Annotated in this window: 22 protein-coding genes and 2 pseudogenes; 11 read left to right on the top strand and 13 right to left on the bottom strand. The window is 36.9% G+C overall.

The features are described 5' to 3' along the window. Position 1 precedes the first annotated feature (1 nt). The 5 genes from C4E06_RS05880 to C4E06_RS05860 are packed head-to-tail and all read left to right on the top strand — an operon-like array spanning position 2 to position 5,911. On the top strand, positions 2 to 1,210 hold the full coding sequence (locus C4E06_RS05880) for a type III-B CRISPR module-associated protein Cmr3 (RefSeq protein WP_107667203.1): 1,209 nt from the start codon (positions 2 to 4) through the stop codon (positions 1,208 to 1,210). Between the two features lie 22 nt (positions 1,211 to 1,232). Further along, positions 1,233 to 2,093, top strand: a complete 861-nt coding sequence (gene cmr4 / locus C4E06_RS05875) for a type III-B CRISPR module RAMP protein Cmr4 (protein WP_107667202.1) — start codon at positions 1,233 to 1,235, stop codon at positions 2,091 to 2,093. 6 nt (positions 2,094 to 2,099) lie between these two features. Beyond that, on the top strand, positions 2,100 to 2,498 hold the full coding sequence (locus C4E06_RS05870; RefSeq protein ID WP_107667201.1) for a hypothetical protein: 399 nt from the start codon (positions 2,100 to 2,102) through the stop codon (positions 2,496 to 2,498). Further along, positions 2,495 to 4,420 carry an RAMP superfamily CRISPR-associated protein gene (locus C4E06_RS05865; RefSeq protein ID WP_107667200.1) on the top strand — a complete coding sequence of 642 codons (1,926 nt, stop codon included), beginning with the start codon at positions 2,495 to 2,497 and terminating at the stop codon, positions 4,418 to 4,420. The genes C4E06_RS05870 and C4E06_RS05865 overlap by 4 nt, the downstream gene beginning before the upstream one ends. 18 nt (positions 4,421 to 4,438) lie before the next feature. Then, entirely contained in the window at positions 4,439 to 5,911 is a 1,473-nt protein-coding gene (locus tag C4E06_RS05860; RefSeq protein WP_107667199.1) for a hypothetical protein, read from the top strand. 120 nt (positions 5,912 to 6,031) lie between these two features. Here the strand turns inward: C4E06_RS05860 and C4E06_RS05855 are convergent, their stop codons facing one another. Beyond that, complete coding sequence (locus tag C4E06_RS05855; RefSeq protein ID WP_107667198.1) at positions 6,032 to 7,918, bottom strand: DNA-directed RNA polymerase subunit gamma; 1,887 nt, start codon at positions 7,916 to 7,918, stop codon at positions 6,032 to 6,034. A gap of 560 nt (positions 7,919 to 8,478) precedes the next feature. Beyond that, positions 8,479 to 9,047 (bottom strand): annotated as a pseudogene (locus tag C4E06_RS05850) (Uma2 family endonuclease). A 157-nt stretch (positions 9,048 to 9,204) separates the two neighbouring features. Between C4E06_RS05850 and C4E06_RS05845 the strand changes: the two are divergent. The 3 genes from C4E06_RS05845 to C4E06_RS05835 all read left to right on the top strand — a co-directional run bounded on the left by C4E06_RS05845 (position 9,205) and on the right by C4E06_RS05835 (position 13,940). Further along, complete coding sequence (locus tag C4E06_RS05845) at positions 9,205 to 12,474, top strand: efflux RND transporter permease subunit (protein ID WP_107667197.1); 3,270 nt, start codon at positions 9,205 to 9,207, stop codon at positions 12,472 to 12,474. Positions 12,475 to 12,641: 167 nt separating this feature from the next. Next, positions 12,642 to 13,508, top strand: coding sequence for a DUF6671 family protein (locus tag C4E06_RS05840; protein WP_107667196.1), 867 nt, complete (start codon positions 12,642 to 12,644; stop codon positions 13,506 to 13,508). A 117-nt stretch (positions 13,509 to 13,625) separates the two neighbouring features. After that, positions 13,626 to 13,940, top strand: coding sequence for a hypothetical protein (locus C4E06_RS05835; protein ID WP_107667195.1), 315 nt, complete (start codon positions 13,626 to 13,628; stop codon positions 13,938 to 13,940). Between the two features lie 582 nt (positions 13,941 to 14,522). Here C4E06_RS05835 and C4E06_RS05830 read toward each other — a convergent pair. The 11 genes and pseudogenes from C4E06_RS05830 to C4E06_RS27665 form a co-directional block, all read right to left on the bottom strand. Beyond that, positions 14,523 to 15,775 (bottom strand): annotated as a pseudogene (locus tag C4E06_RS05830) (efflux RND transporter periplasmic adaptor subunit). Positions 15,776 to 16,002: 227 nt separating this feature from the next. After that, positions 16,003 to 16,614 carry a hypothetical protein gene (locus C4E06_RS05825; RefSeq protein ID WP_107667194.1) on the bottom strand — a complete coding sequence of 204 codons (612 nt, stop codon included), beginning with the start codon at positions 16,612 to 16,614 and terminating at the stop codon, positions 16,003 to 16,005. Positions 16,615 to 16,869: 255 nt separating this feature from the next. Continuing rightward, positions 16,870 to 17,442, bottom strand: coding sequence for a Uma2 family endonuclease (locus C4E06_RS05820; protein ID WP_107667193.1), 573 nt, complete (start codon positions 17,440 to 17,442; stop codon positions 16,870 to 16,872). 111 nt (positions 17,443 to 17,553) lie between these two features. Next, the gene (locus tag C4E06_RS05815; protein WP_107667192.1) at positions 17,554 to 18,111 is read right to left on the bottom strand and encodes a PEP-CTERM sorting domain-containing protein; all 558 of its coding nucleotides are present in this window, start codon (positions 18,109 to 18,111) and stop codon (positions 17,554 to 17,556) included. A 395-nt stretch (positions 18,112 to 18,506) separates the two neighbouring features. After that, positions 18,507 to 18,761: a hypothetical protein gene (locus C4E06_RS05805; RefSeq protein WP_107667191.1), complete on the bottom strand. Its 255-nt coding sequence runs from the start codon at positions 18,759 to 18,761 to the stop codon at positions 18,507 to 18,509. A gap of 58 nt (positions 18,762 to 18,819) precedes the next feature. Next, positions 18,820 to 20,229 carry a sodium:alanine symporter family protein gene (locus C4E06_RS05800; RefSeq protein ID WP_107667190.1) on the bottom strand — a complete coding sequence of 470 codons (1,410 nt, stop codon included), beginning with the start codon at positions 20,227 to 20,229 and terminating at the stop codon, positions 18,820 to 18,822. Positions 20,230 to 20,233: 4 nt separating this feature from the next. Beyond that, positions 20,234 to 20,854 (bottom strand): CPP1-like family protein, encoded by a 621-nt coding sequence (locus C4E06_RS05795; protein WP_107667189.1) that lies wholly within the window; start codon positions 20,852 to 20,854, stop codon positions 20,234 to 20,236. Between the two features lie 207 nt (positions 20,855 to 21,061). Beyond that, positions 21,062 to 21,331: a TatA/E family twin arginine-targeting protein translocase gene (locus C4E06_RS05790; RefSeq protein WP_107667188.1), complete on the bottom strand. Its 270-nt coding sequence runs from the start codon at positions 21,329 to 21,331 to the stop codon at positions 21,062 to 21,064. A 193-nt stretch (positions 21,332 to 21,524) separates the two neighbouring features. Beyond that, positions 21,525 to 21,719, bottom strand: coding sequence for a photosystem II reaction center phosphoprotein PsbH (psbH, locus tag C4E06_RS05785; RefSeq protein WP_008275802.1), 195 nt, complete (start codon positions 21,717 to 21,719; stop codon positions 21,525 to 21,527). Positions 21,720 to 21,870: 151 nt separating this feature from the next. Beyond that, complete coding sequence (locus C4E06_RS05780; protein WP_107667187.1) at positions 21,871 to 22,179, bottom strand: hypothetical protein; 309 nt, start codon at positions 22,177 to 22,179, stop codon at positions 21,871 to 21,873. 240 nt (positions 22,180 to 22,419) lie between these two features. After that, a complete protein-coding gene (locus C4E06_RS27665; RefSeq protein ID WP_198648359.1) occupies positions 22,420 to 22,662 on the bottom strand; it encodes a hypothetical protein in 243 nt (80 codons plus the stop codon). 175 nt (positions 22,663 to 22,837) lie between these two features. Here C4E06_RS27665 and C4E06_RS05775 point away from each other — a divergent pair, with 175 nt between their 5' ends. From C4E06_RS05775 to C4E06_RS05765, 3 genes are read left to right on the top strand one after another with little or no spacing between them, the layout of a single operon-like run. Beyond that, positions 22,838 to 23,164, top strand: coding sequence for a hypothetical protein (locus C4E06_RS05775; protein ID WP_107667186.1), 327 nt, complete (start codon positions 22,838 to 22,840; stop codon positions 23,162 to 23,164). 46 nt (positions 23,165 to 23,210) lie between these two features. Continuing rightward, positions 23,211 to 23,678, top strand: a complete 468-nt coding sequence (locus C4E06_RS05770; protein WP_107667230.1) for a hypothetical protein — start codon at positions 23,211 to 23,213, stop codon at positions 23,676 to 23,678. 47 nt (positions 23,679 to 23,725) lie between these two features. Continuing rightward, positions 23,726 to 25,153, top strand: a complete 1,428-nt coding sequence (locus C4E06_RS05765; protein WP_107667185.1) for an NAD(P)/FAD-dependent oxidoreductase — start codon at positions 23,726 to 23,728, stop codon at positions 25,151 to 25,153. Positions 25,154 to 25,169 lie beyond the last annotated feature (16 nt).

Here is a 25,169-nt window from a genome sequence, read left to right as displayed (position 1 = left end):
TATGTATTGGTACACCCTAACACCCACTGACGTTTTAATGTTACGAGATGCGAAACCTTTTAGCCCCCAAGAAAGGGCTTGGGCTGGTAGTGTATTTCCTCCCAACGGACACACTATTGCAGGGGCATTAAGAGGACTTTTAGGCAAAAAGGACAAACTTAAAATAAAAGGAGTATTTTTCTGTCGAGAAACAGCCAATGGAATGGACTTATATCTTCCCCGTCCCCTTGGTTTTGTTGGATCAACACCATTAATTCCCCTTGAATGGCATAAAAAATCACCCTTAAAACATATTTTTTGGGATAAAACCCAACCTTGTCCTTTAATTAAAAAAAGTTTAGAAAATACTCAAGATGATCAAGAAGATGATGCTGAAAAATACCGTCAATATCTCCCTAGTAATGTGATCAAAACCTATCTCGAAACAGGATATATTGAGGAAAAAGATTGGAAACTTCAACATAAAGGAGAAGATAAACCTTGGGCAATAGAAACTCGTTCCCATAATGCTCTTGAAAATGATAGTAAAAAAGTTAAAGACGCTGATGGTTATTTTGTGGAAAATGCTATTAGAATGTTACCTGGATGGCATCTGGCGATCGCCGTTGATCAATTAACCCATGAAAATCTTGAAAACTTATCTAATAATTCACAAAAATTACTAACATTAAGATTAGGAGGAGAAGGACATCGAGTTATTTTACAAAGATGTGAAAGTTTAGATACACAATGGAATCAATTACAAGAAATATCAAATGCAAACTTTAAAAATGAACACAAAGCAATTGCCTATTTAGTTACCCCTGGTGTCTTTGAAAAACCCCATAATGGACAGGCAATGTGTAAACCTTATCCTTGGGAATGGAAACTTGCACACATCATTAATAGTAATCAAAATCCAGACGATCCTCGACGAGTTTTAGTTAGTATGGCAACTGACAAAGCTGTTCCTATTAGTAGTCGAATACGAGAAGATAAAGAACATACAAATAATTCTTATGAAGATGTTAGACAAACAAAAAGTATGCCAGCACCGCAAGTTTTTGCAGCCCCTTCTGGCAGTCAATACTATCTTAACAAACCTCATTATTTATATGCTGATCCTGATAACCCCGAAACTAAACATTTGAAACAAGATCCAGATGCTAAAGCTTATCAAAAAGCCAAACGTTTACTGGATTTAGGTTACTCTCAATTATTGTGGATTTAATTTATTTAGGAATAAAACTATCATGACAACTTACTTAACCTATAGCTATCTTTTAACCCCTTTACATACAGGGGCAAGTTCACAAGCTGGTAATTTAATGGGAATTGCCCGTGAAGTCCAAACAGAATTTCCCTACTTACCCTCATCTTCTATTCGAGGAAAAATTCGTTCTACCTTAGAACTATTAAACCCAAAAGAAGCAGGAATGTTATTCGGGGAAAAAATAAAAAATGGAAATCAACCCACTGAAGGAGAAGTTTGGTTTGTTGATGCAACTTTATTATTGTTTCCAGTGGCAAGTTTGAGTCATCAATTTCTTTGGATTACTTGCCCGTTTTGGTTAAGTCGTTGGAATCGATGGCTAAACAATGAACAATTAACTGAGTTAATAAAGTATTGTGCAACTGTATTAAATCAAGACGATAAAATGGCTGTTAGTGCTATTTCTAAGGAAGAAATTTACTTACAAGGAGCGATTTTAAATACTCAGGATGTGGAGGAAATTCCTAGTAATTATTGGGACTGTTTTAAAGATATTCCTGATGGCAGTGGAATTTTAGATTTACAGCATAAGTTACTCATTTTATCTAATGATGACTGTGCCACTTTTGTAGAAATGGGTTTACAAAGAGAAGTTCGCATTGCCTTAGATGAGAATAAAATTGTTGATGGTGGATCTTTTCGCTCAGAAGAAGCCATTCCTTCAGAAACTATTTTCTTTTTTCCTTGGGGATTAAAAGCAAATAAAGATGAAAGTAAAACAGCCAATGTACGTGAATCTTTAAAACAAATTCTCAATGATCGCCTTCAATTTGGCGGTTTAGAAGGTTTAGGTCGAGGTTGGACAGAAAACAAAACTATTGAAATTTCTCAACAAGGATAGACAATTATGTTAAAGTTAGATTCCCGTGATTTTAGTCGAAAAGCATACCAAGGGTTACAAGATTTAGCTAAAGAATTACCCCCTGATCAAAAAGGAAAAGCAAGTTCTACAGTTCAAGGTTTAGCTGCTTATATTTCCACTTGGGGATTACATCGTCTCAGTGGAGATGGTGTTAAATATGCTGAGAGTAAATCACCAGAAACTCGCTATAAAGGTCAAGCGATTCAGACATTTTTAACAACTTTACAACAATTAAGTAAAGGTTCTTTTAGTCCGACAAATCCCAGTGATTTAATCGAAATGGACTTAAAATCTTATACAGGTTTAAACCGTCTCGCCATTCAACTTGCAAGAGAATGGTCATTTTGGGCAGTTACAATATTAGGAGAAGCCGAACAATCATGAGCAGAAAAACTGAGTCAGAAATTTGGCAAGACTTGATTCAAGCTGAGTTAAAAACAGGTTCAAAATTAGGTAAATGTTTTGAAAAATCAGTTTTTATTAGCTGTGAAAATAAAACCCTAACGCTGTATTTTTCCGATGAGAACAACTGTAAAGCCGCAAGAGGATTATGGGGAAAATTAAAAGCTAAGCTTCCCCGTCAATTATCCCATTGTAATCGGTTTGATTTCCAAGTTGGTAAAGCTTCTAATCAAGTACATAAACCTCTTAATCAATCATCTCAGCTTCAATCCCGAACAACTAAAAATAAACAACCATCAACACCATTAACTGCTTTAGTATTAACTGAACCGAATATTTATCAACAGCAAAGTTATCAGTCTGTACTAGAAGCAGCCGTCAAAGCAGAAAGTCAATGTACTTCTATTTATCAGAAACTAGAACAGCGAACCATTGATTTATCAGGTCAAGAGGGAATTAACTTTAAAGTTAATTTTAATTGGCGAGTTCGTGTCGGAGGAAATCGAGGTTTTTTAGAATTATTATTACCTGTATTTCATCCTGTTTTTGGTATTCCTTATATTCCATCTTCTACCCTCAAAGGTGCAGCAAGAAGTTGGGCAAAAAAACAAGGTAATCAAGAGATTGAGAATTTATTAGGCACACTTGAAGGCAATAAAACAATCACGGCTAAAGTTGAATTTTTAGACGCATTTCCAGTTAATCCCTGTTTAGGAATTGACGTGGCGACTCCTCAGTGGGAGTGGAAAGACAATGAAGTTTTTTATAATCCTAACCCTCATGCTTTATTAACAATGGAAAAGCCACAGGTTTTGATAGGTTTAAGACCAACATCCCAAGGAAATAAAGAACAGGTTGAAACCGTAAAAAAATGGCTAGAAAATGCTCTTAAAACTGGTATCGGTTCTCGGGTTAGTAGTGGATACGGACGGAGTTTAGGAACTCATACAACCGCTAACTTTTCCCAATCTTTCGATTTTGAGTTATGGACTCAAGGAATGTATGGATATAACCCCCCTGCTAAATCTAATGGATATACAGGAACCCCAGAATTTCGACCAACTGCCATTAGAGGCATTTTACGCTATTGGTTCCGTGCGATCGCATTAAGTTTATATCCTCCTAATATTTGTTTAGAAAAAGAAGAAGAACTGTTTGGTAAGTTAGGACAATTAGGTAAAATTAATATTTACACTAATACTAATCCTACTCGCCAACAAAATCCTTATTTTTATGATGGTAAAATTATCATAGAAGCGAGTGAAAAAAAATATTTAGACTTAACTAAACAACTGCTTATTCTAGCATCTCATTTAGGAGGTATTGGGAGAGGGTCTCGTCGTCCTCTACATTTATTAAATGGTAGAATGCGTGGCTGTCATTGGGAAATTTTTGATAATAATTATCCGTTACAATATAATCAAGAACAGTGGAAAAGTTTGATTGATGATTTACATCAAAAGTTTCAATCTATTGATTCTTCAACTTCTGATAAAGTTAGCGCTCCAGGTCATTATCAACAACGAAAACAAGATGTTTTAGATCGTCATGCTCAAATTTGGTTACTCAAATCACCTCAACAGATTTCACCAAATAAAGTTACTAATTGGAATACTCAAGGAGATAAAGAAAATGTACGTGGATCGGCATTAAATTTGTTATATAGTGATAATCGATTTAAAGGAAAAAGTAAAGATGGTGGCAATCAGAATGTAGGGGGACAATTAGGAACGCCTTCCTATGTTTGGATTAAGTCAATTTTTCCTTTTCATGATACCCCTTATCAAGTTATTACTATTTTTGGGGCTAATCATCCTGATCGAAAATTGTTATCTCAAGAACTTAAAAAAGAAAAAGCTTTGTTAGTTTTTGGTAATTTATCACTTTTTAAAAAACGTAAATAAATCTACTCAATTATTCTTATGGCTCGCAAAAAATCAATTCTTATCGCTACAATTGGAACCCGTGACCTAGCTTTTTGTATTGCTGAAAATGAATGGCTAAATTTAGGTAATGATCGTTCTCCGAACAAAGATAGTATAAGTGAACAAGCTTTAGTACAAGATCATCTTGGTCTAGAAAGAAGTAGTTTCCGTTTATTAACCGAATACCTTGTCGAAACTTGGTCTGATCATCAAGATGCTATTCAACCAATTATTATTGGTAAACTCCTGAAAGACGAAAATCGTAACCTCAAAAAAATTTATTTAGTAGGAACAAATCAACCTGAATCTGTAACCCAAAGAGAAAAAGATACTTTATATTCTGCTCATCTTATCAAGTTATGGATAGAAAAAAAATATAAAATTCCTACGGATATTATTGAACAAGGAAAAAACGGTGAAAACCCATCCGATTTTGAGGTAATGTTTGCTTGGTGGAAACAAATTTGGTCAGAAATAGCTCAAGAAACGAAAGAAGAAACTAAAATTATTTTATGTATTAAAGGAGGGGTTAACCAATCTTCCGAGGCTGCTAGAATTACCGCTTTAAGTCGGTTTGGAGAATCTACTTATTTCTATGATTTTATCCAAGATGCTGAAAAAAACTTTTTAGGTTCTCCTTCTCAATATACTAAACCCTTTCAAGGTCGCAATTATCTCTGGGAACTTAAACAAACCGAAGCGTTATCATTATTAAATCGATGGGATTATGCAGCGGTTCAAAAAGTTTTGTGTCCTTATAAAGATAATGCTGATGAAGATGATCAAACCATTGAGATGATTTGGCACCATCTACAAATGGCGATTGACTGGAATATGGCGGATTTTGAGTCATTTGCTCAGTCAATTGATTCAAAGTATCAACAAAGAACAAAAACATGGTGGTGGACAGCTTATGAAGTTGCTTACTTAGGGGTTATTCGTTTCCAACAAGGTCATATAACAGAAGCTTTTTTCCATAGTTTTCGTGCAGTAGAGGGTTTAATGATTGAATGGGCAATTGAATATTACAAACCCCATATTGAAATTGGCAACAATAATCAACCTATTTTAAAGAAATCTATCTGCAAAGATGTCAATTTTTCTGAATCTAAATCTTGGCACTCTTATTTTAATAACCAAGGTACTTTTAAGCTTTTTGGAGAACAACTGGAACAGTTATTAAAGTCATCACTGCCTCACCTTAACCGTGAGTATTGTTGGCAAAATTTCGCTCAAACTCGTGAAATACGAAACCAAATCTTTCACCGACTTTATAAATTAGATAAAACCGAATTATTTGAAGCCTGGAATGTCAACAGTCAAAAAGAATGGGAAAACCTAATGTTAGGCTGTCTTAATTCATTGTCTTCCCAGAATTTTTTAACTCTTAAATCGTCAAGTTTACTATCGAATACACATCAATTATTAGAGGAGAAAATAAAGAACTATAGCATTAGACAAATACATTAAGCCATCTTCTATAATAAAAATAGTTTGATAAATGCTTACAAAAATTAAGTTTTAGAAAAGACAAAAGGTTTGGTAAACGTGAAAAATGTTACCAAACCTATTAATAATCTTGATTTTTCTTTATGCTACCGTTAGGGCATCTTGGATGGTTTTATTGTAAATAATCCGTCCAGGTGTGGTGCGAATAAATTGAGAAACCACCTCACCGTCGATTTCCCTAACGCGACGTTCTCGATAATGTTTAATCACACTACCATCTTCTAGGGTTTCTGTTTTGAGGACTTCATGATCTGGTTGGTCTGTCACCACTTCTTCGTTGGGGTCTTCTGAACGTAACCAGACATAGGCGTGTAAGTCAACCAGTCCATGTTCAAAGGCTTTAACCGCGTCGTTAATATTACCAAAATAACGACCACTTCCTTTTTGGGATTGCGGATTTTCTGCGGTTAAATAATAACAGCCTAAGACCATATCCTGAGAGGGGGCAACAATGGGCTTACCAGTTGCAGGAGAGAGGATATTATGACAGGCTAACATCAACAGTCTCGCTTCTGCTTGGGACTCTAAAGATAGGGGTACGTGAACCGCCATTTGGTCCCCGTCAAAGTCAGCGTTAAAGGCCGGACAAACCAAGGGATGTAACTGAATGGCGCGGCCTTCCACTAAAATCGGTTCAAAGGCTTGAATCCCTAAACGGTGTAACGTTGGGGCGCGGTTCAGCAAGACAGGGTGTCCGGTAATCACTTCTTCTAGGACGTTCCAAACACTGGGATCTCCTTTAATAATCAGCTTTTTAGCCGCTTTAATATTATTAACTAACCCTAAGCGAATGAGACGATGAATCACGAAGGGTTGGAATAACTCGATCGCCATTTCACGGGGGAGACCACATTGATAAATCTTCAGTTTGGGACCGACGACGATCACCGAACGACCAGAATAGTCCACCCGTTTTCCTAAGAGGTTTTGACGAAAACGTCCTTGTTTCCCTTCAATAATATCGGATAAGGATTTTAAGGGACGATTATTAGCCCCAACCACCGTCCGGCCCCGTCTTCCATTATCAATTAGAGCATCTACCGCCTCTTGTAGCATCCGTTTTTCGTTACGGACAATGATTTCCGGCGCGAGAATCTCCTGTAAACGGGCTAAACGGTTATTACGGTTAATCACCCGTCGATAGAGGTCATTGAGGTCTGAGGTGGCAAAACGACCGCCGTCTAACTGTACCATGGGACGTAAATCCGGGGGAATGACGGGGATAACATCTAAGACCATCCATTCCGGTAATGACCCGGTGGCGATAAAGTTATCAATCACCCGTAAGCGTTTAATCAGTTTGGCCCGCTTTTGTCCTTTACTTTGGGCGATTTCTTCCCGTAACGTTTCAGCAATCTCGTCTAGGTTCATTTCTTGCAGTAACCGTTGAATGGCTTCTGCACCAATCCCCACTTCTATGCCATATAAGTCGGAATCTTCGGCATAAATCTGATCTTCGATTTCAATCCATTGATCTTCGGTTAAGAGTTGCTTATAACTTAAATTACTGGCATTTCCTGGATCTAAGACCACATAGGCGTTAAAGTAAACGATTTGTTCTACGTCCCGTAAAGCCATATCCAGTAAAATACTCATGTAACTGGGAATCCCTTTGAGATACCACACATGAGTCACAGGGGCGGCTAATTTAATATAACCCATGCGATGACGACGGACACGGGACTCGGTAACTTCTACCCCACACCGTTCGCAAACAATACCCCGGTGACGAACCCGTTTATACTTACCACACCAACATTCCCAGTCTTTCGACGGACCAAAAATTCTCTCACAAAAGAGTCCGTCCATCTCCGGCTTTAATGTCCTGTAGTTGATGGTTTCGGGTTTGGTCACTTCTCCGACCACTACCCCATTGGGAAGGGTTCTTTCTCCCCATTGGCGAACCCGTTCGGGAGAAGCTAATCCAATTTTTACATAGTCGAATCTTGTATCTTGTGCTGGTTTCATGTTTGATGGTTCTCAACAATAAGAAAAACGATTGATTTTCATCTTTTCTTGACGAAAATGGTTTAATGTAATCTCTCAGTCGTTACATTTAGGGAGACATAAGCAACGGGAAACAGGGCTGACTCAATCAGTATGTATATCTTAAAAAGTTTGTGGTTGAACGGCACAACAATAGAATTAGTCTTGATTGATCTCAAGACCCTTAAGTTGAGTTATGAAGCAATATGCAATCATACACATTTTTGGTGACCCAGATCAATATCATAACGACAAAATGGCTCCTCTGTTAACTCAAAAAGCTTTTTGTCAAGACTTTCTTGACAATATTTAACATTTTTGTTACATTACTTAATACAGGGACAGTAAACAAAATCTTAATTTACAGGGGCTTTGTTTGCGATCTAAAATCGTGTGATTTCGGTATCTCCCATTGATATTGAGTTCTCCTAGAATACCTCGGCGATATGTCGGGGTTTTTTGTTGATCAGGGAACGGGGAATAGGCAAGGGTTTTCCCCCTCACAAAAGGAGGGGTTAGAGGGGGTGGCAATAGGGGTTATTTTAGTTAAGTGAAAGATTACGGTAAACTTCCTCTATAGGAAAACTTAAATTTATACTTTTAAGTTCTATAATGTCACCTTGCTGGTAATTAATAATAAGCCATTCTCCTGCATCATTTTATGGTATAAGTCGATTTCAATACGGGTGGAACTAACTAATAAATAATCTTGTAAAATAGGGTTTTGACGATACATCCTAAATTTTTGACCTCTGTCATAAGCTTCTGTACTATCTGATAAAACTTCAACAATTAAGCAGGGATAAGTAATATAGTTAGGGGTGTTTTTATCTCTTTCATCACAAGTAACACTAGCATCTGGATAACTATAATTATGGGCGTTAACCATTTTTACTTTTATATCAGAATTACCTATAATACAATTAGTATTGTTTAACTGTGCCTCAAACATAGCCGTGAAACGGATAGCTATGCGACCATGATTAACTGTACCACCAGTCATGGCATAAATTTGACCATTAATATATTCATGTTTCTCTAGTTGTTTTTCTTCCCAAATAAAATATTCTTCAGGGGTTAATCTGGGAAATTGCTCTTTCGCTGCTATCATTATTCTTAAGTGAGCATTTTTTTGATTTCTTCTTAACCATACAATTTTTAAGTATGCTGTTATAATTATACCATAATATTTTTATCTAGATTGACAGCCTTGAAAAGGATTAGTCAACTGCATTTTTAAAGACTAATTTTCTCACATTTTTTACCTTATGAACTCTAAATTTAAACCATCACGTCTTGGTATTAGCGGTTTAGCTATTCGTCAACATATTGGCACTTTAATGTTAACTTTAGCGGTGATGATAGTGGGGATCTTTTTTGTTACCACTATTCAGGTTGACTTACTTCCTTCTATTACGTATCCTCGCATTGGTGTGCGTATTGAAACCCCAGGTATTGCCCCAGAAGTTGCCATTGATGAAATTACGAGACCTCTCGAACAAGCCTTATCAGCAACGGAAGGAGTAGAAATGGTTTATTCCCAAACCCGTGAAAATCGTGTGAGGTTAGACCTTTATTTTAAAGTAGGTGGGGATATTGATCAATCCTTAAATGATGCCACAGCAGCGTTAAACCGCGCGAGTAATAATTTACCCGATAATTTAGAACCCCCTCGTCTGTTTAAATATGACCCATCTCAGTTACCAGTATACGAGTTTGCCTTAACTTCATCGATTAAAAAAGATGTAGATTTAAGGGTGTTTGCCGATGAAGAATTAGCCAGAGAATTAACGGTTATTCCTGGGGTAGCTTCTGTGGATGTTTCGGGAGGGGTTGAAGAGGAAGTTAAAGTTAATATTGATTTAGATCGCCTGCAAGCTTTAGGGGTAGGTTTAGGGGATGTTTTAGATGAGTTGGAAGAAAGAAATCAAGACGTAGCAGGTGGCCGTTTATTAGGAGAAAATAGTGAACCCTTAACCCGTGCAGTGGGACGATTTCAAACAGCCGAAGAAATTCGTAATTTATCTTTTGCGGTGAATAATAATGATGTAAATGGTTTATCACAACGGGTTTATTTACGAGATTTTGCTGAGGTAATTGATGGGACAGAAGACCAAAGAATATTTGTCTCTTTAAATGGAACCCCTGCGGTTAAACTGAGTGTTCAAAAACAACCTGATGCTAATACCATTGAAGTGGTTGATAGGGTAAAAGAAAAGATTAAAACTTTAACCGAGAGTGATATTATTACTGATGATATGACTTTGATGACGACCTTAGATGAGTCAATTTTTATTGAAAATTCTATCCAAAATGTAATTAATTCTGGATTAATTGGTACGGGGTTAGCTGCCTTAGCGGTTCTCTTATTTTTAGGATCATTGCGTCAGACTTTTATTATTGTTGTGTCTATTCCTTTAGCTACTTTAGGAGCAGTTATTTTAATGAAACTGTTTGGCTTATCTCTCAATGTTTTTAGTTTAGGAGGATTAGCATTAGGGGTAGGTATTGTGGTAGACAACTCCATTGTTATGTTAGAAACCATTGCCGATGGTGTGGGCGTTACTCCAGGTAAAAAGAGCAAAAGTAAGTTAAATTCTCAAGAGTTAATCAATAAATCAATCAATAGTAGTCAAACGGTAGAATCTGCTTTAATAGCCTCTACCAGCACAAACTTAGTAGCTGTAATACCATTTTTGATGATTGGGGGATTTATTTCACTACTATTTAATGAATTAATTTTGACTATTAGTTTTGCTGTGGCTGCTTCTATTTTAGTCGCGTTAACCGTTGTCCCTATGTTAACCTCAAGATTATTAGCCATTCGTTGGTCAAGTGGGTTACATAAATTTTGGCCTTTATACTGGTTTAATCAAGGATTTAAACAATTAACAAAAGGATATGGTTGGTTACTGTCAAAACTAATTAAGCTGCGTTGGTTAGTGGTTATTCTTGCTTTTGTCGCTTTGGGAGGAAGTAGTTTAAATTTAGCCCAACAAATACCCCAAGAGATTTTACCGAAAATCAATACAGGGCAAGCACAGTTCTTTGCTATCTTCCCCCCTAATACTTCCCTAGAAACCAATCGCAAGGTAATGAAAATAACAGAAGATATTATACTGCAACAACCAGAAACTAAGTTTCTTTTTACGACATCGGGGGGCTTCTTATTTGGTTCTAATACCACTGAAAATGTGTTAAGAGGTTCGGGGAATATTACCCTAAAACCTGGAACAGATATCGAAGCTTACATTACTAAAGTTAGTGAAAAATTTGATCAATTAAATTTAGTTGATATTCGGTTAAGAATATTTCCTGATGGGGTGCGAGGGATAAGTTTAAATAACTCCCCTGTTAGACGTGCCGATATCGATTTAATTTTGCAAGGTAACGAGCAAAATAGTTTAGAATCAGCAGGAGAAAGCGTTTTAAAAGTATTAGGAGAAAAAGCAACCTTAGCAAAATTTAGTCCTGATGGCGATCCTCGTCAACCTGAAGTGCAAATACGACCAGATATAGAGCGTTTAGCTGCTTTTGGTTTAAATATTGCTGATATTCAAGATTCCCTTGAAACTGCTATCCAGGGTATTGTCGCAACTCGCTTACAAAGGGAAAATCGTCTCGTAGATATTCGAGTTCAATTAGATAGCAGTGTCATTAATAGTCCCTCTGAATTAAAGGATATTCCCTTATTTACCGAAGGAAATCGTCAAATTCGCTTAGGAGATGTAGCAACCATAGAGAAAGGAAAAGCTCCTGCCGAAATTCAACGAATTAATCAGCGTCAGGTATTCATAATCGAAGGAGATTTAACCGAAGGGGCCACCTTAGGACCCGCATTAGAAGAAATGAAAGCAATTTTAGATAGTATAGACTTGCCAGAAGGGGTAAGAGTTTTACCGAGTTATGCTGAACAAAGTAGCAAAGAATTACAATCTGCTTTGCTTATTTTAGGCGCATTAGCTGCCTTTTTAGTCTTTGTTGTTATGGCAGTCCAATATAACTCTTTAGTGGACCCTTTAGTGATTATGTTAACCCTTCCATTGGCCTTATGTGGGGGTATTTTAGGATTATATGTGACTCAAACTGCTATTGGTGCAACGGTAGTTGTCGGGGCAATTTTATTAGTGGGTATTGTTGTTAATAATGCCATTGTGATGATAGAATTAGCGAATCAAATTAGACTCGAAAAAAATTGCGACCGCCGAAAAGCAATCATTCAAGCTGCCCCCCAAAGATTACGCCCTATTTTGATGACAACCATCACCACAGTTTTAGGTATGTTACCATTAGCAATAGGAGGAGGAGAAGGGGGTGAATTTTTACAACCGTTGGGTATTGTTGTGTTTTCTGGGTTATCTTTAGCGACGTTATTAACCCTATTTATTATTCCTTGTTTTTACATCTTGCTTCATGATATCTTTAGTCTAGGAAGCAGTAAAAAGAAATGCCAAAAAACTGATTTATCCATTTCTGTAGAACCTGAAAAAATAGATAAAATTAGTTACCAAAAAATCACCAGTAAAGATAAACTTTAGCAACTAAAACGTCAAGTAGGGTGCATTAGGCAAACTATAATTTTCTAAGTAGTTGCTATACTTTATTTAAGCCGTAATGCACCATCATAAATTATTTTGTGTATTACACTATGCTAATCAACCCTACTTTATAAATACTACTTTAAATTAGAAGCAATTCAATGCTTATGAATAAAGAAAAATCATGGTTTAAAAATAGAGTTTGTATTTTAGCAACAATGCACAAAAAAGAAGAAGTCATGGCTTCCCTTTTAGAAGAAAAGATACAAATGAAAATAGTTGTCCCTGATAACTTCAATACCGATCAATTTGGTACATTTACCAGAGAAATAAAACGTTTAGGAAATCAAACCGAAGCAGCTCGTTTTAAGGCACAAAAAGCCTTAGAAATCACAGGAGAAACCCTTGCTATTACTAGCGAAGGTAGCTTTTTTCCTCATCCGAGTATTCCCTTTGTTAGCTGTAATAGAGAATTAGTTTTGTTACTTGATACCTTCAACGACATTGAAATTATCGCCACAGAATTATCCTTTGAAACTAATCATTCTCACGCCTCTATTCAAACGGTAGAAGAAGCCTTATCTTTTGCTGAAAAAATTGGTTTTCCTGAGCATGGTTTAGTGGTTATGTCAAGGGCTGAACCCGAAAAAAGCGATAAGATTTTTAAAGGAATTACTAACAAAAAAGAGTTAATTGATGCTGTTGAAATAGCCCTTAACTCTTCTCCTGAAAATAAAGCCCATATTGAAACAGATATGAGGGCAATGTATAATCCGACTCGCATGAAAGTCATTGCTAAAACTACTGAAACTTTAATAAAAAAAATACTTAATACTTGTCCTAATTGTGAGTTTCCTGGATTTGATATTATAGAAACTAAACCAGGTTTACCCTGTGAGATGTGTCATTTTCCCACTGATTTAATTAAATCAGAAATTTATCAATGTCAAAAGTGTAATTATCAAGAAAATAGAGATTATCCCAATAATATCAAATATGCTGATCCCATGTATTGTAATTTTTGTAATCCTTAAGCTTATGACGACTTGATTGAATAATATTATCAGGAATGGTTAAACGCATATTTTATTCTTTTGTATTACAATGAAAGAAGGCATCAGAAAAACAGTAGATAGTTAAAAGTATAGCCGATGAGTCAGAAACCTATTACAGTAACTTACTCCTTAGAGGAAGTCCTCGGAGAGATTAAAGATAGCATCAAAGAAGTTAATCAAAAAATAGATACTTTGCAGAAAGATGTTAGTGATTTTAGAACAGAAACTAGAGTCGCTATAGAATCAGTAAAAGGAGATATTAAAACCCTTGATGCAGAAGTTAAAGGGATTAGTAAACGGTTAGACTCTCAAGAATTTATCAATCGTTCTGTTGCTGTTGGCTTTATTTTAGCGTTTATCACTGGAATCATTAAGTTAGTTTTTCCTAATTTACTTAACCTACCTCGTTAATTAGATATAGCTACATAAAAATTTGTGTTTGACGTTTTGTATATCTTTAATTGTCATTCTGAGAAACCAGGAATCTCATTAAAATTCTAATTATAATACGTCACATTATATATAACATTTAAAAATTTTCTAAACCCTCTCATAAAAAACCATAAAAAAAGATTAGCCATAGAATTTCTACGGCTAAAACTTGTGTTTGTATTCAACTAATTTCTCCTGGTTAAGGAGAGTTTCACCTTGACAATTGGAACGCTTCAGAATGCCATGTTTCCATTCAACTAATTTCTCCTGGTTAAGGAGAGAGTTCGTCTGACGAGCCAGACATAATGAGGGTTTCGAGGCACAAATCCACGCACCCCCTGTAATCACTATAATACAACCAGAAAAATTTCACAATTGATAACCCTCAAATCCTTTCTACATAAGGCTCCCACGCAGGTCGACGCAATAATCAGGGTTTCAGCCATTTGCCGAGGTGCGTGGATTAGTTGAGATTCCTTTTTTACCTCAGAATGATAATTAAAGATACTCACTGATAACTGATCACTGTTCACTGGTCACTGATCACTGTTCACTGATAACTTACTCAGACAAAACACTCAAGTTTACAGACTGATTATCCTTTAAAGTATCGCTACTCCTAGACACATACCGTTCCCCTGGCCGCAAACCCCCTAAAACTTCCACCTGGCCATCAATTCTTTCCCCTAACCTCACCATTCTCTCGTTTACCGTTGCATTATCCTTATCTCCTGTCACCACAAACACCGTTCCTCGTCCCCTGTCGTACCCTGCAACGCCGTTTCAGGAATAACAACAGGTTGACCACCGGTTTGACCAAAACTAACCCTTGCTAACAACCCACTGCTGATTTTCTGCTCAGGATTAGCTAAAATAACCTCGATAGGAACCTGCCGACTGGTGGGATCGGCTGCAGGAGAAATATTACTAACTCGTCCCACAAAGCTGTCACGGGGAAAGGCATCTAAACGCACTCTCACCGACTGACCGACGCGAATATTAGCTAAATCTAACTCGGAAACGGGAACCACCACCTTAACTTGACTAAAGTCCCCTAACCGCAAGATTTCGCTGCCTGGTTGCACTAAATTTCCCGTTTCTATCACCCGTTGCAAGACATATCCCGTAATCGGAGAATTAAGACGAGTATAGGATAATCTTTCTTGTTCTTGTTGAATTAAGGATTGTTGGGCAATAACCCGCCCTTTGGCTGCTTCTACGGCAGATTGACGCACATTAACCTCAGATTGGGCTGCTGATAGGGTTTGCTGTGCGGTAAGATAAGCGGTACGGGCTAATTCTACCTCTCGTAAGGCGATCGCCCCTTCTTCATAGAGTTCTTTTAATCGTTCAACATCGTTTTTCGCCTGTTCAACTTCGACTTTTGCCGATGCTACGGCAGAAATAGCGGATTTTACCTCTCCTTGGGCGCTGATCACTTCTGAGTTTAGGGAAGCTAACTCGGCCTCTGCTCTACTCACTTCTGCTTGTAATAAACTATCATCTAATTCGGCTAATAATTGCCCTTGGGTCACGCGATCGCCCACATCTGCGGTTAATCTTAATAATTGTCCTTCTACCTGCGATCGCAAGGCGACGGTTTGCACCGGTTGGGTGGTTCCGATATATTCAATGGGATCTCGGATGGAGTCGGTACGGGCGATCGCTACATCAACGGATGGGGTTCTTTCTTCAAAATTGGCGGTTTCTTCTTCTTTTGCTTCACTATCAGAGACGATGTTACATCCTCCTGATCCTAACATTAAAAAACTGACTAATACTAATGTTACGTTAACGCGCTTTTGAGTAACCATACAGTTTATGGTGGTTGTAATATTCCCTGATTCCTTATAGCTTAACAAATCTTTGCATTTATTTAATTTGTCATTGCGAGGGGTGATATAAACAGTAAGCTTTGATTGTGGCTAAAAACACCCCGAAGCAATCTACCATAAACGATGAAAAATAATAATAAAACCCCGACTGATTACAAGTCAGGGTCATTTATTTCTTGTTTCCCAATTCTTACTAAGATAACTGATTAAACACCAGAGATATTAACATCTTCCTTGGAAACATACCAAGTATTGCGATCTTCTGAACCAATTTCTTCAGTTGTGACAATGAGGTAATGATCGTCTTTTTCTTCACTAGAAAGAAGATAATAAACATCCCCTTTATTTACTTGATACCATTTTTTACCCTCACCATTAGGGTCATTTTCTTGTAGAACTTTTAGATCCGTTTCATCCACTTTGAAAGGGGTTCCAGAAGCATTAGAAACTTTTAATTTTGTTTTGACTTCCCACCTGGTTTTAAAGTCATCTTGCAGTTCTTGAGGAATGGTTTCTTCTAAAAACTTAAGTGCTTCTTCTTGATGAGAATTAATTGACTTATTTCCTTTATAAGAACTGGGTAAATTTGCCCAATTTAGATTAGAGTCATCCGCTTCAGAGGGTGCATTGCTGCCAGTACGCCATTTTCGTGCAAATTGAGTCAGAATGCTTTTATCCGGTAAGTCAGATTCAATATGAGTTTGCAACCATTTTAATGCTCGTTGTTGAGCATCTTGCTTTTGTTCGGCTGTATATTGAGCATAGGACTCAAAAGCATCTCTTAAAAAGCTAGGGACAGAATTCTTCGTTTTGGCCATGATTTGTTCCTGAAAAGGATTTACATTTCAAGAATTTCAATCTCGCTTAATTACCATTTTTAGACGAGTTCTGAAATTCAATAAATAGCCATATATACCCTAACTTTAGCTAGATGTATTGATATTTACTAAGCTCATAATACGATGATTTTTAAATAAAGTCAATGGTTAACTTTACTCACCATTAAGCTATTTTAAATTTTCAGGTCAGATTTTATTCATGATGTTTTTAGTCTCTATTCTTAATTCAGGTATTTATTCAAAACAAGACAAAGATAAACTAAATCCTGGTAATACTTCTTGTCCACTTAAATCTGTTGGTAAGGTTTTCATTTCTACAGGTTGATTTTGACGATAAATTTCTGCTTGTTGTTGTTGAGGATTAATTAACCAACCTAACTGTAATCCACTATTAAGATATTCTTGCATCTTCTCTTGAAGGGTTTCAAGTGAATCCGTACGAGAACGCAATTCTATAACAAAATCAGGACAAATAGGGGGAAATTTTTCTTGTTCTTCTCGACTTAATGATTGCCAACGCTTTAAACTTATCCAAGCAGCATCAGGTGATCTATCTCCACCTTTTGGTAAGCGAAAAATAGTCGAAGAACTAAACACTTTTCCCAGTCTAGTTTGACGATTCCACAGTCCTAAGTCAATGATAAAATCTGCTTCTCTATTACCACTAATTCCCCCAACCGGTGGCATAACCATTAATTCTCCTTTTGCGGTTCTTTCTAGTTGCCAATCTTGGTTAACTTGACAAAGACGGTAAAATTGTTCATCCGTTAGATTAACCGTATCTAAGTTTAAAATTACTGCTGTCATCGCTTTACTTTACCTCAGAAATTGCCCTAGTTTTAATTTTAGCTAATAATGATTAATAAGGGCTTAATATTATTAAGCCCCTACAAAGGTTTATTAAAAAATTAAACTAATTTATGCTTTCTTTTTGCCTTTTAAACCTAAACCCAATGCACCCAGACTTAATAGTCCTAGTACAGAAGCCGGTTCAGGAACAGTTGCAGTTGCAGAAGAAAAACGGAGAGTTGAGCTAAGATTATCTAATACACCAGTATTCTCTATGAAGGTGAATTCATTCCCGATATCAGTTAAGTAACTATTACCGGTAACATCGGCACTGAGAGCGAATAGAGCATTACCAGTAATTTGACTTTGAAAAGTGCTGTCTACAATCAGACCATTGATAACATTAAAGCTATTGTCAGTAACCGAAACCACTCCGTTAAGCACATCTAAAGGGAAAGAATAGCCTAATTCTGTGGGTGCAGAAGTAACAATAACGGAAGTTGCCTGATAATTACCATCAGTGGTCAAGGCAGCATCAGGTAGTTCTATAGTACCCATTACAGTACCGAGAACTGGACCATCATCACCACTAAAGGAGAAGTTGAAAGTAGCAGCATGAGCTACATCAACAACAGTTAATGATAAAGCTGTTGTTGCGATCGCTGTTAAAGCGTATTTTGTATTCATTGTTCACTCCTCAGTGTGCAAGGAATTAATTATGTCAGGCCGAACTACACCACAAAGGGGGGGGATAAGTCAAGGTTTGTTATAAAATTTAATATTTTTTGTAGGGATAACCATATTTTCTACCTAAAAAGCAATTTTTTACTATGATATCAATTGACCTTAAATGGATTAATAATCGTCAATTGCTCCTCAATGATTAATCCATCTTGCATATCTTCTGAATACAGAGCAAACTTCATTTATTACTTGTGTACTAACTACAATACCTTTAGAATTGGTTAATGCCACTGCTATTTTACGTTTTCTGGCATCTTCTTGAGGATCGGTATCTTGATCCTCAAGAAAACGGTATAACTAAATATTAGAATCAATAAATATTTTCGGTTCACTCATGGTTATCTTTCATGAATTTCCTCTCTTGTCAGTTTTCTTTTCCCTTTTACGCTAATAGGATTTTCTGCTAATTTATCCATTAATCTTGTCGTTTTACTTTTCTCATGAACAGATTTAATAATAACAAAAACTTGACTTCCTTCTTTAAGTTCATGTTGGTATTCTTCTGGTATGTCAATCATACCTTGTCTTACTTTTGTTGAAAATTCTACTAAATGTTCCATTTTTTCTGTTAGCCTCTCTCCAAAAGTCGTCATAAAATATAAAAATCTTCATTTCCATTCTATAGTTATCAAATAGGTTTTTAAAATTATTTTAAAAACCTGCTGATTTCTGCCAATATTCTTTTAACCATGTAGCCACTTTTCCTGATAACAAAAGACACCCCAAAAGGTTAGGAATAGCTAAAGTTAATAACATCATATCGCTAAAATCAACCACCGCCCCTAAACTCACCACAGAACCAATAAAAATACAAGTTAAAAAGATAACTTTGAACACAATAGAACTGGGTTGACCAAACACATAAGCCCAACACTGTTCCCCATAATAACACCAAGTAATCATGGTAGAAAACCCAAATAAACAGATAATTCCCACTAACACAAACGGAAACCAATCTATCACTTGACCAAAGGCCATCGCTGCTAAAGTAGACCCACTAATATGATCTCCCACCGACTCCCCATACATTCCCGTGGTAATTATGACTAAAGCGGTGACATTACAAATAACAATGGTGTCAATAAATGGCTCTAAAATAGAGACAATGCCCTCTTGTATCGGTTCTTTTGTTTTAGCCACGGCATGGGCGATCGCAGCCGATCCCAACCCGGCCCCATTAGAAAAGGCACTGCGTCTGATCCCTTGAACCAAAATCCCAATCAGCCCTCCTTCCATGCCAGAAGCCGAAAAAGCCTCTCTGCACATCAACCCAAATGCAGCAGGAATAGCCGTAAAATTAGCCACTAAGACCCAGGAACAGCCCAAAAGGTAAAAAAAGACCATCACCGGCACTAATTTGCTGGTAATCACCCCAATACGACTAATGCCCCCAATAATCACCAATCCTACCAATAGGGCTAAGGTTAAACCATAAAGCCAATTGAAGTCTTTCACCGCCGGAACCACCACCGCTAAAGCAGCAAAGGATTGATTCGCCTGGAACATATTACCCCCACCAATGGCAGCCCCTAAACCAGCCACACCGTAAAAAATAGCCAATGCTTTGCCTAATTTTTCTTTTCCTAATTCTGTTAACCCTTGGGATAGATAATACATCGGCCCGCCGATAATGGTTCCGTCTGGGTTAACAATGCGGTATTTTACCCCTAGGGTACATTCGACAAACTTGTTAGACATTCCCAAGAAACCGGCCACCGTCATCCAAAACACGGCCCCTGGTCCCCCCATTTGGATGGCAATGGCAACGCCGGCGATGTTTCCTAGACCAATACTGGCCGATAAAGCGGTAGCTAAGGCTTGAAAGGACGACACTTCTCCTTTGATATCCTCCTGTGGATCATATAAGCCTAGGGCAATTTTTACCGCCTGTGTGAAGCCAATAATATTAATAAAGCCCATGCGTAGGGTAAAAAAAACCCCTCCTATGAGTAACCAAAGGATAATCACAGGAAAATGGGCAACCTCAAAAAAAAGTACCCGTTCAATCAGAGTCACCAGACTCGAAAACAGGCGATCGATATTATCTAGAAATTGATTCACAGACTTAACGTAAAAAGCTACTACTCAGCCAAAAAATAAAAAAGATAGCGATACCGATGACAGATTGACTGATTTCTCCAGGAAGATTTGCCCCTTGTAATAATTGGCTAATTCCCCATCCTAAAACGATTCCTAAGACTAATCCGGCGAAGGTAATCAATAAGGCGCGACCGAACTTATTTTCTTTGCGGTTGAGAAAATAAAGATTAGCAAACACCCCTAAGGCTAAAAGGACAGAAATAGAAGAAGAATCTGCACTAGAAAAGCCAGCGATTAGGGCTAAAACCAGGAAAATTCCCGTGGGCCAGAGAATATCGTTAGTAGAAGGGGTATCAATAAACTGTTGTAACCAGGGGGGAGAATTATTTAAAGAAAGGGACGGAGGGGTTGGGGGCGTTTCTCGCTGACGTTCAGCAAAACGAATGCGATCGGGGACTTTAATTCTCCCTTCTTGACGCAGTTTGAGGCGTTCCATAATGATAGAATCATAGGCCGCTTCAATGTCTTCGACGGTTTTCACGTCATTACTATATTCTTGTGTTAAACGATTTTTAGCTGCTTGGATCTCCTCAAAAGAGGCTGTTTCACTGACACCAAGCTTTTCATAGGGTGTTTGTTGACTCATCTAGAACCTCCTTCCATATTTCCCTCATCAAACCACTGAAATTATTAGAGTTATGCTTTTGTTTGTCAAAATAGTTGCTCCTTAAGGGGACTCAACCGTTGACAGGGATTTTGTCATCGATTATATCCTTTCTCAACAGATGATGGTTGTACAACCTTTAAAAGATTTCACAATATTTCCCCATAATAGTTTCACGTTTAATTGTGTTTAGGTGTTCATTTGGGTCTTATCCTTATCCGTTGGGGTGGGATTAGCCATTTTGTTTTCTTCAAGTTCTGCGTTCATGGTGACAGATTCTTCAAGTTGCTGGGCCTCTCGTTTGAATTCATTTTCAAACTCTTTAGACGCATCTTGAAACCCACGAATAGCCTTACCTAGACTTCGACCAATTTCGGGGAGTTTTTTCGGACCAAATACCAATAAGGCAATGACTAAAATCAAAGCCATTTCCGGCAGTCCAATGCCAAAAACATTCATAAGTTTCTCCTATCTATTCTTTTTTCAGTCTATCCTATACCAGGAAGAATTGAAGGGTAAGGGTTATTCGGACTCATTACCGATAAAAAAACCCCGAAAAGTCGGGGAACATTTAACTTAGGATGACGGTGATATTTTTTCTAGAATTGTCTGAAATTTGATCACCGTTGGTTCGGGATCACCACCTTAGGGATTAACCTCCCCAAGTGACGGTAAATCCATTAAGAATTAGAGAAGAGTTGTAAATTTGGAGGATGATTAACAAGAAGACTAAAAATAAGCCCATGAAAACTCCCATTAAAGGAGTGGTTCCCCATCCAGGGACAACCTTCCCGTATTCAGAATTAAGGGGTCTGAGTAAATCTCCTAATCGAGTGCGTTGTGCCATATGTTTTTAATCGGTATCTATCTAAGACTTACAGTTTATCAAAGAAGCACCCCCGATGGTAGATTTATATTTTAAGGCAACAGGCAACAGGCATTCTAGCAAGAGTTAATCTGACATTTATCTGGGGTTTTTCGAGTTCAAGTATATCTGTCTACTCATTTAAAGGAAAGAGACTGAGAAAGTTTTCTAACTCAAACCAGTATTCGACAAAGTATTCGTTGGTTAGGGTGGTAACAAATTCAGCAAAATTAATGTACTTATCCCAAACTGCTTCGGTTGGGGCAATTTCTGCCGTTATTTCCCAAAGGGTTTCATAATACTCCTGCTTGGTAATTTCCCCTGTGTTTCGATACAAGTTTAGTAAGGTGTAATCGACGGCAATGGTTTCTTCGACTTGATAGAGAATAGCTTGCAATTTAATATGGGTTAAAAGAATTTCGATGGGTTGGGAATTTTTCATAACTTAAACTCTTAAGCAAATAAAACAGTTAATACGGATTTGATGATAGGTGAGGTGAGGGGAAAGAACAGGGATATTGATGTTAATTTAAACAAAAATTGGGTAATATTCTTGAGTGTTTTTCAGGAATTCCCATAATTTTGTCCCATTCACTCCGTAATTTTATTGATAAAAGACGACAAAAACCTCTATACTTCTGTGAGTATTCCTAAACTTTTATTCGTCATGGCCAACGAAGGTTTAATATCTATTTACTCTGGGATTAAAGTTTTTCTGATTTCTCCAGCTTAACCATCTATCAGATTCAACGGTTTCTTGCAGATTAGATAGAGAAAACTCATTCAATCTAGATAGTTTAAACCATAAAACACTAGAAGAAGGAATAGAGACACTGCTTAATTGTAAACAGATATACAGTCCTAGCGTAATTGTACACGCTTCGATAAATCTTCCGAACATCTCACACCACCTGATGATCATCATCACACTCGTTAAACTAGACTAGCGGGTCTAATTACTCTTTTACTGTATTACGAGTTTCTTGCTGATGACTATGACTGGGTGAAACCCTGCAAAGTGTCACACTGTCAGTTAAACTTAATAAAAATTTTACAATTATGGTGCTACTGGTTACGAAAAAGTCTTATTTTTACTAAAAATGAATAGAAAAGACTCAAAAACCGAAAATGCTGGTCTAGCTGTTTGGCAGCTACTTCTTATTATTGTTTTCTCTGGAATAGTCTCCTCTTTTATTTTACCCCAATTTATTAAACGGCAAAATAGTCCAGTTATTGATAAAGTTGTTAAAGAAAATTTAATCTTGTTTAGCGAAAAAAATGGTCTAACTCCTATTGAATGTAACTCACAAGATAATAATAATGATGGATGGATTCAATGTCGTGCAGAAGACAACAATAAAGACATCATCAATCTTCAATGCGGTTATGATCAAAGACACTCAAGTTGTAAAATTGATAAAAATTAGGGTTTATAATTAATTGGGTTTCATCGTTATTGATCAATTAGAAAAAATGCTACTAACACTTTTAGAAAAACTCGGCCGTAAACGGATTATTTATGATCGCAATGGTGTCCAACCTTATTTAATCCGTTATTATTTACTGTTTAAAGATAAGTTAACTGAAACCGAAAACGCGCGATCTCTTCCCTTTAATCTCATGTTACACTACATTGGTTTAAGTGATCCTGATGATTTACACGATCATCCTTGGTGGTATGCCACCCTAATTTTAAAAGGTGGTTATTGGGAAATTACCCCAGAGGGTAAATTTTGGCGAGGCCCTGGACATTTTCGCATTCGTTCCCCTCAGTCTCTTCATCGTATTGAAATTTCTCCTCATTCTCAAGGATCTTGGAGTCTATTTTTATGCGGCCCGAGAATAAAAAATTGGGGATTTATTAAACAAGGAAAATGGTTAGATCATCAAACTTACTTAAATCAAAGAAAGCAAAAAACATTAAAAGCAACAAGTCAATAAATAATATCGTTTCATAAAATTCTATATAACAATAGGGAGATAAAATCATGGGAGTTGACTATGATATTGTAGTCATTGGTGGCGGTTCGGGAGGATTAGTGGTTGCTGGGGCTGCCGCCCAATTAAATGCTAAAGTTGCTTTAGTAGAAAAAGACCGTTTAGGAGGGGATTGTTTATGGTATGGATGTGTCCCCAGTAAGTCATTAATTCATGCTTCAAGAGTAGCTTATGAAGTAAAAAATAGTCAACGGTTTGGGGTTCATACTAATAATTATAGTATTAACTTTTCTCAAGCAATGGATCATGTTAAAAATGTTATTGCAGCCATTGAACCCCATGATTCTCCTCAACGGTTTGAAGGGTTAGGCGTTGAAGTTATTTTTGGATCAGGAAAATTTATAAATTCTGATGTTTTTGAAGTTAATGGCCAAAAATTAAAAGCAAGAGCATTTGTTATTGCTACAGGTTCTCGTCCTAATATTCCTAACATTTCTGGGTTAAAAGAAACGGGATATTTAACCAACGAAGAGGTATTTTCTTTAACCAATAATCCCGAATCTTTGGCTATTATTGGGGCTGGACCCATTGGCTGTGAGTTAGGTCAATCTTTTCATCGTTTAGGAACTAAAGTGACCTTGATTAATAGTGGTTCTCATTTACTTCCTAAAGAAGATCCCGAAGCAGCAGACGTGATAGAAAAACAGTTTTTAGAAGAAGGAATAGAAATTATTAAAAATGCCAGAGCCAATAAAGTAGAAAAAATTGGAAACAAAAAACATTTATGGGCTAATGAACAAGAAATTATTGTTGATGAAATTTTAGTTTGTACTGGGCGATCGCCTAATGTAGAATCTCTTAACTTAGAAGCAGCAGGGGTTGAATACGACAAAAAAGGCATTAACATTAACGATAAACTCCAAACAACAACCAATTCTAAGATTTATGCTTGTGGTGATGTTATTGGCGGTTATCAGTTTACTCATGTAGCCTCCCATGAAGCAGTTACAATTATAACCAATGCTTTATTTTTGCCTATTAATAAGGTCAGTTATGATGTCATTCCTTGGACAACATTTACCGATCCTGAGTTAGCAAGAGTGGGATTAACAGAAGCACAAGCAAAAGAAAAGTATGGGAATAATATTTATGTTTTGAAACAAGACTTTTCTGAAGTAGATCGCGCCCAAGCAGAAGGAGCAACCCAAGGATTTGCTAAGATTATTGTTAAAGAGAATGGTGAAATTTTAGGGGCGCATTTGGTAGGAAAATCCGCAGGGGAATTAATTCATGAAATTGTTTTAGCCATGTCGAATAACTTGAAGGTTTCTGCTTTATCGGGTATTCATGTTTACCCAACTTTATCCGAAGTGAATAGTAAAGCTGCTTTGTTACTGAGGAAACGAAAATTTTCTCAAAATAAAGGATTACAAAATATTTTAAGTAAGTTTTTTGCTATTAGGCGATCGCTGGGTTAAATTAAAAGAATAGTAA

This window comes from Cyanothece sp. BG0011 (genome assembly GCF_003013815.1).
Taxonomy (GTDB): Bacteria; Cyanobacteriota; Cyanobacteriia; order Cyanobacteriales; family Microcystaceae; genus Crocosphaera.
This window is presented reverse-complemented; position numbering and strand designations above follow the sequence as displayed.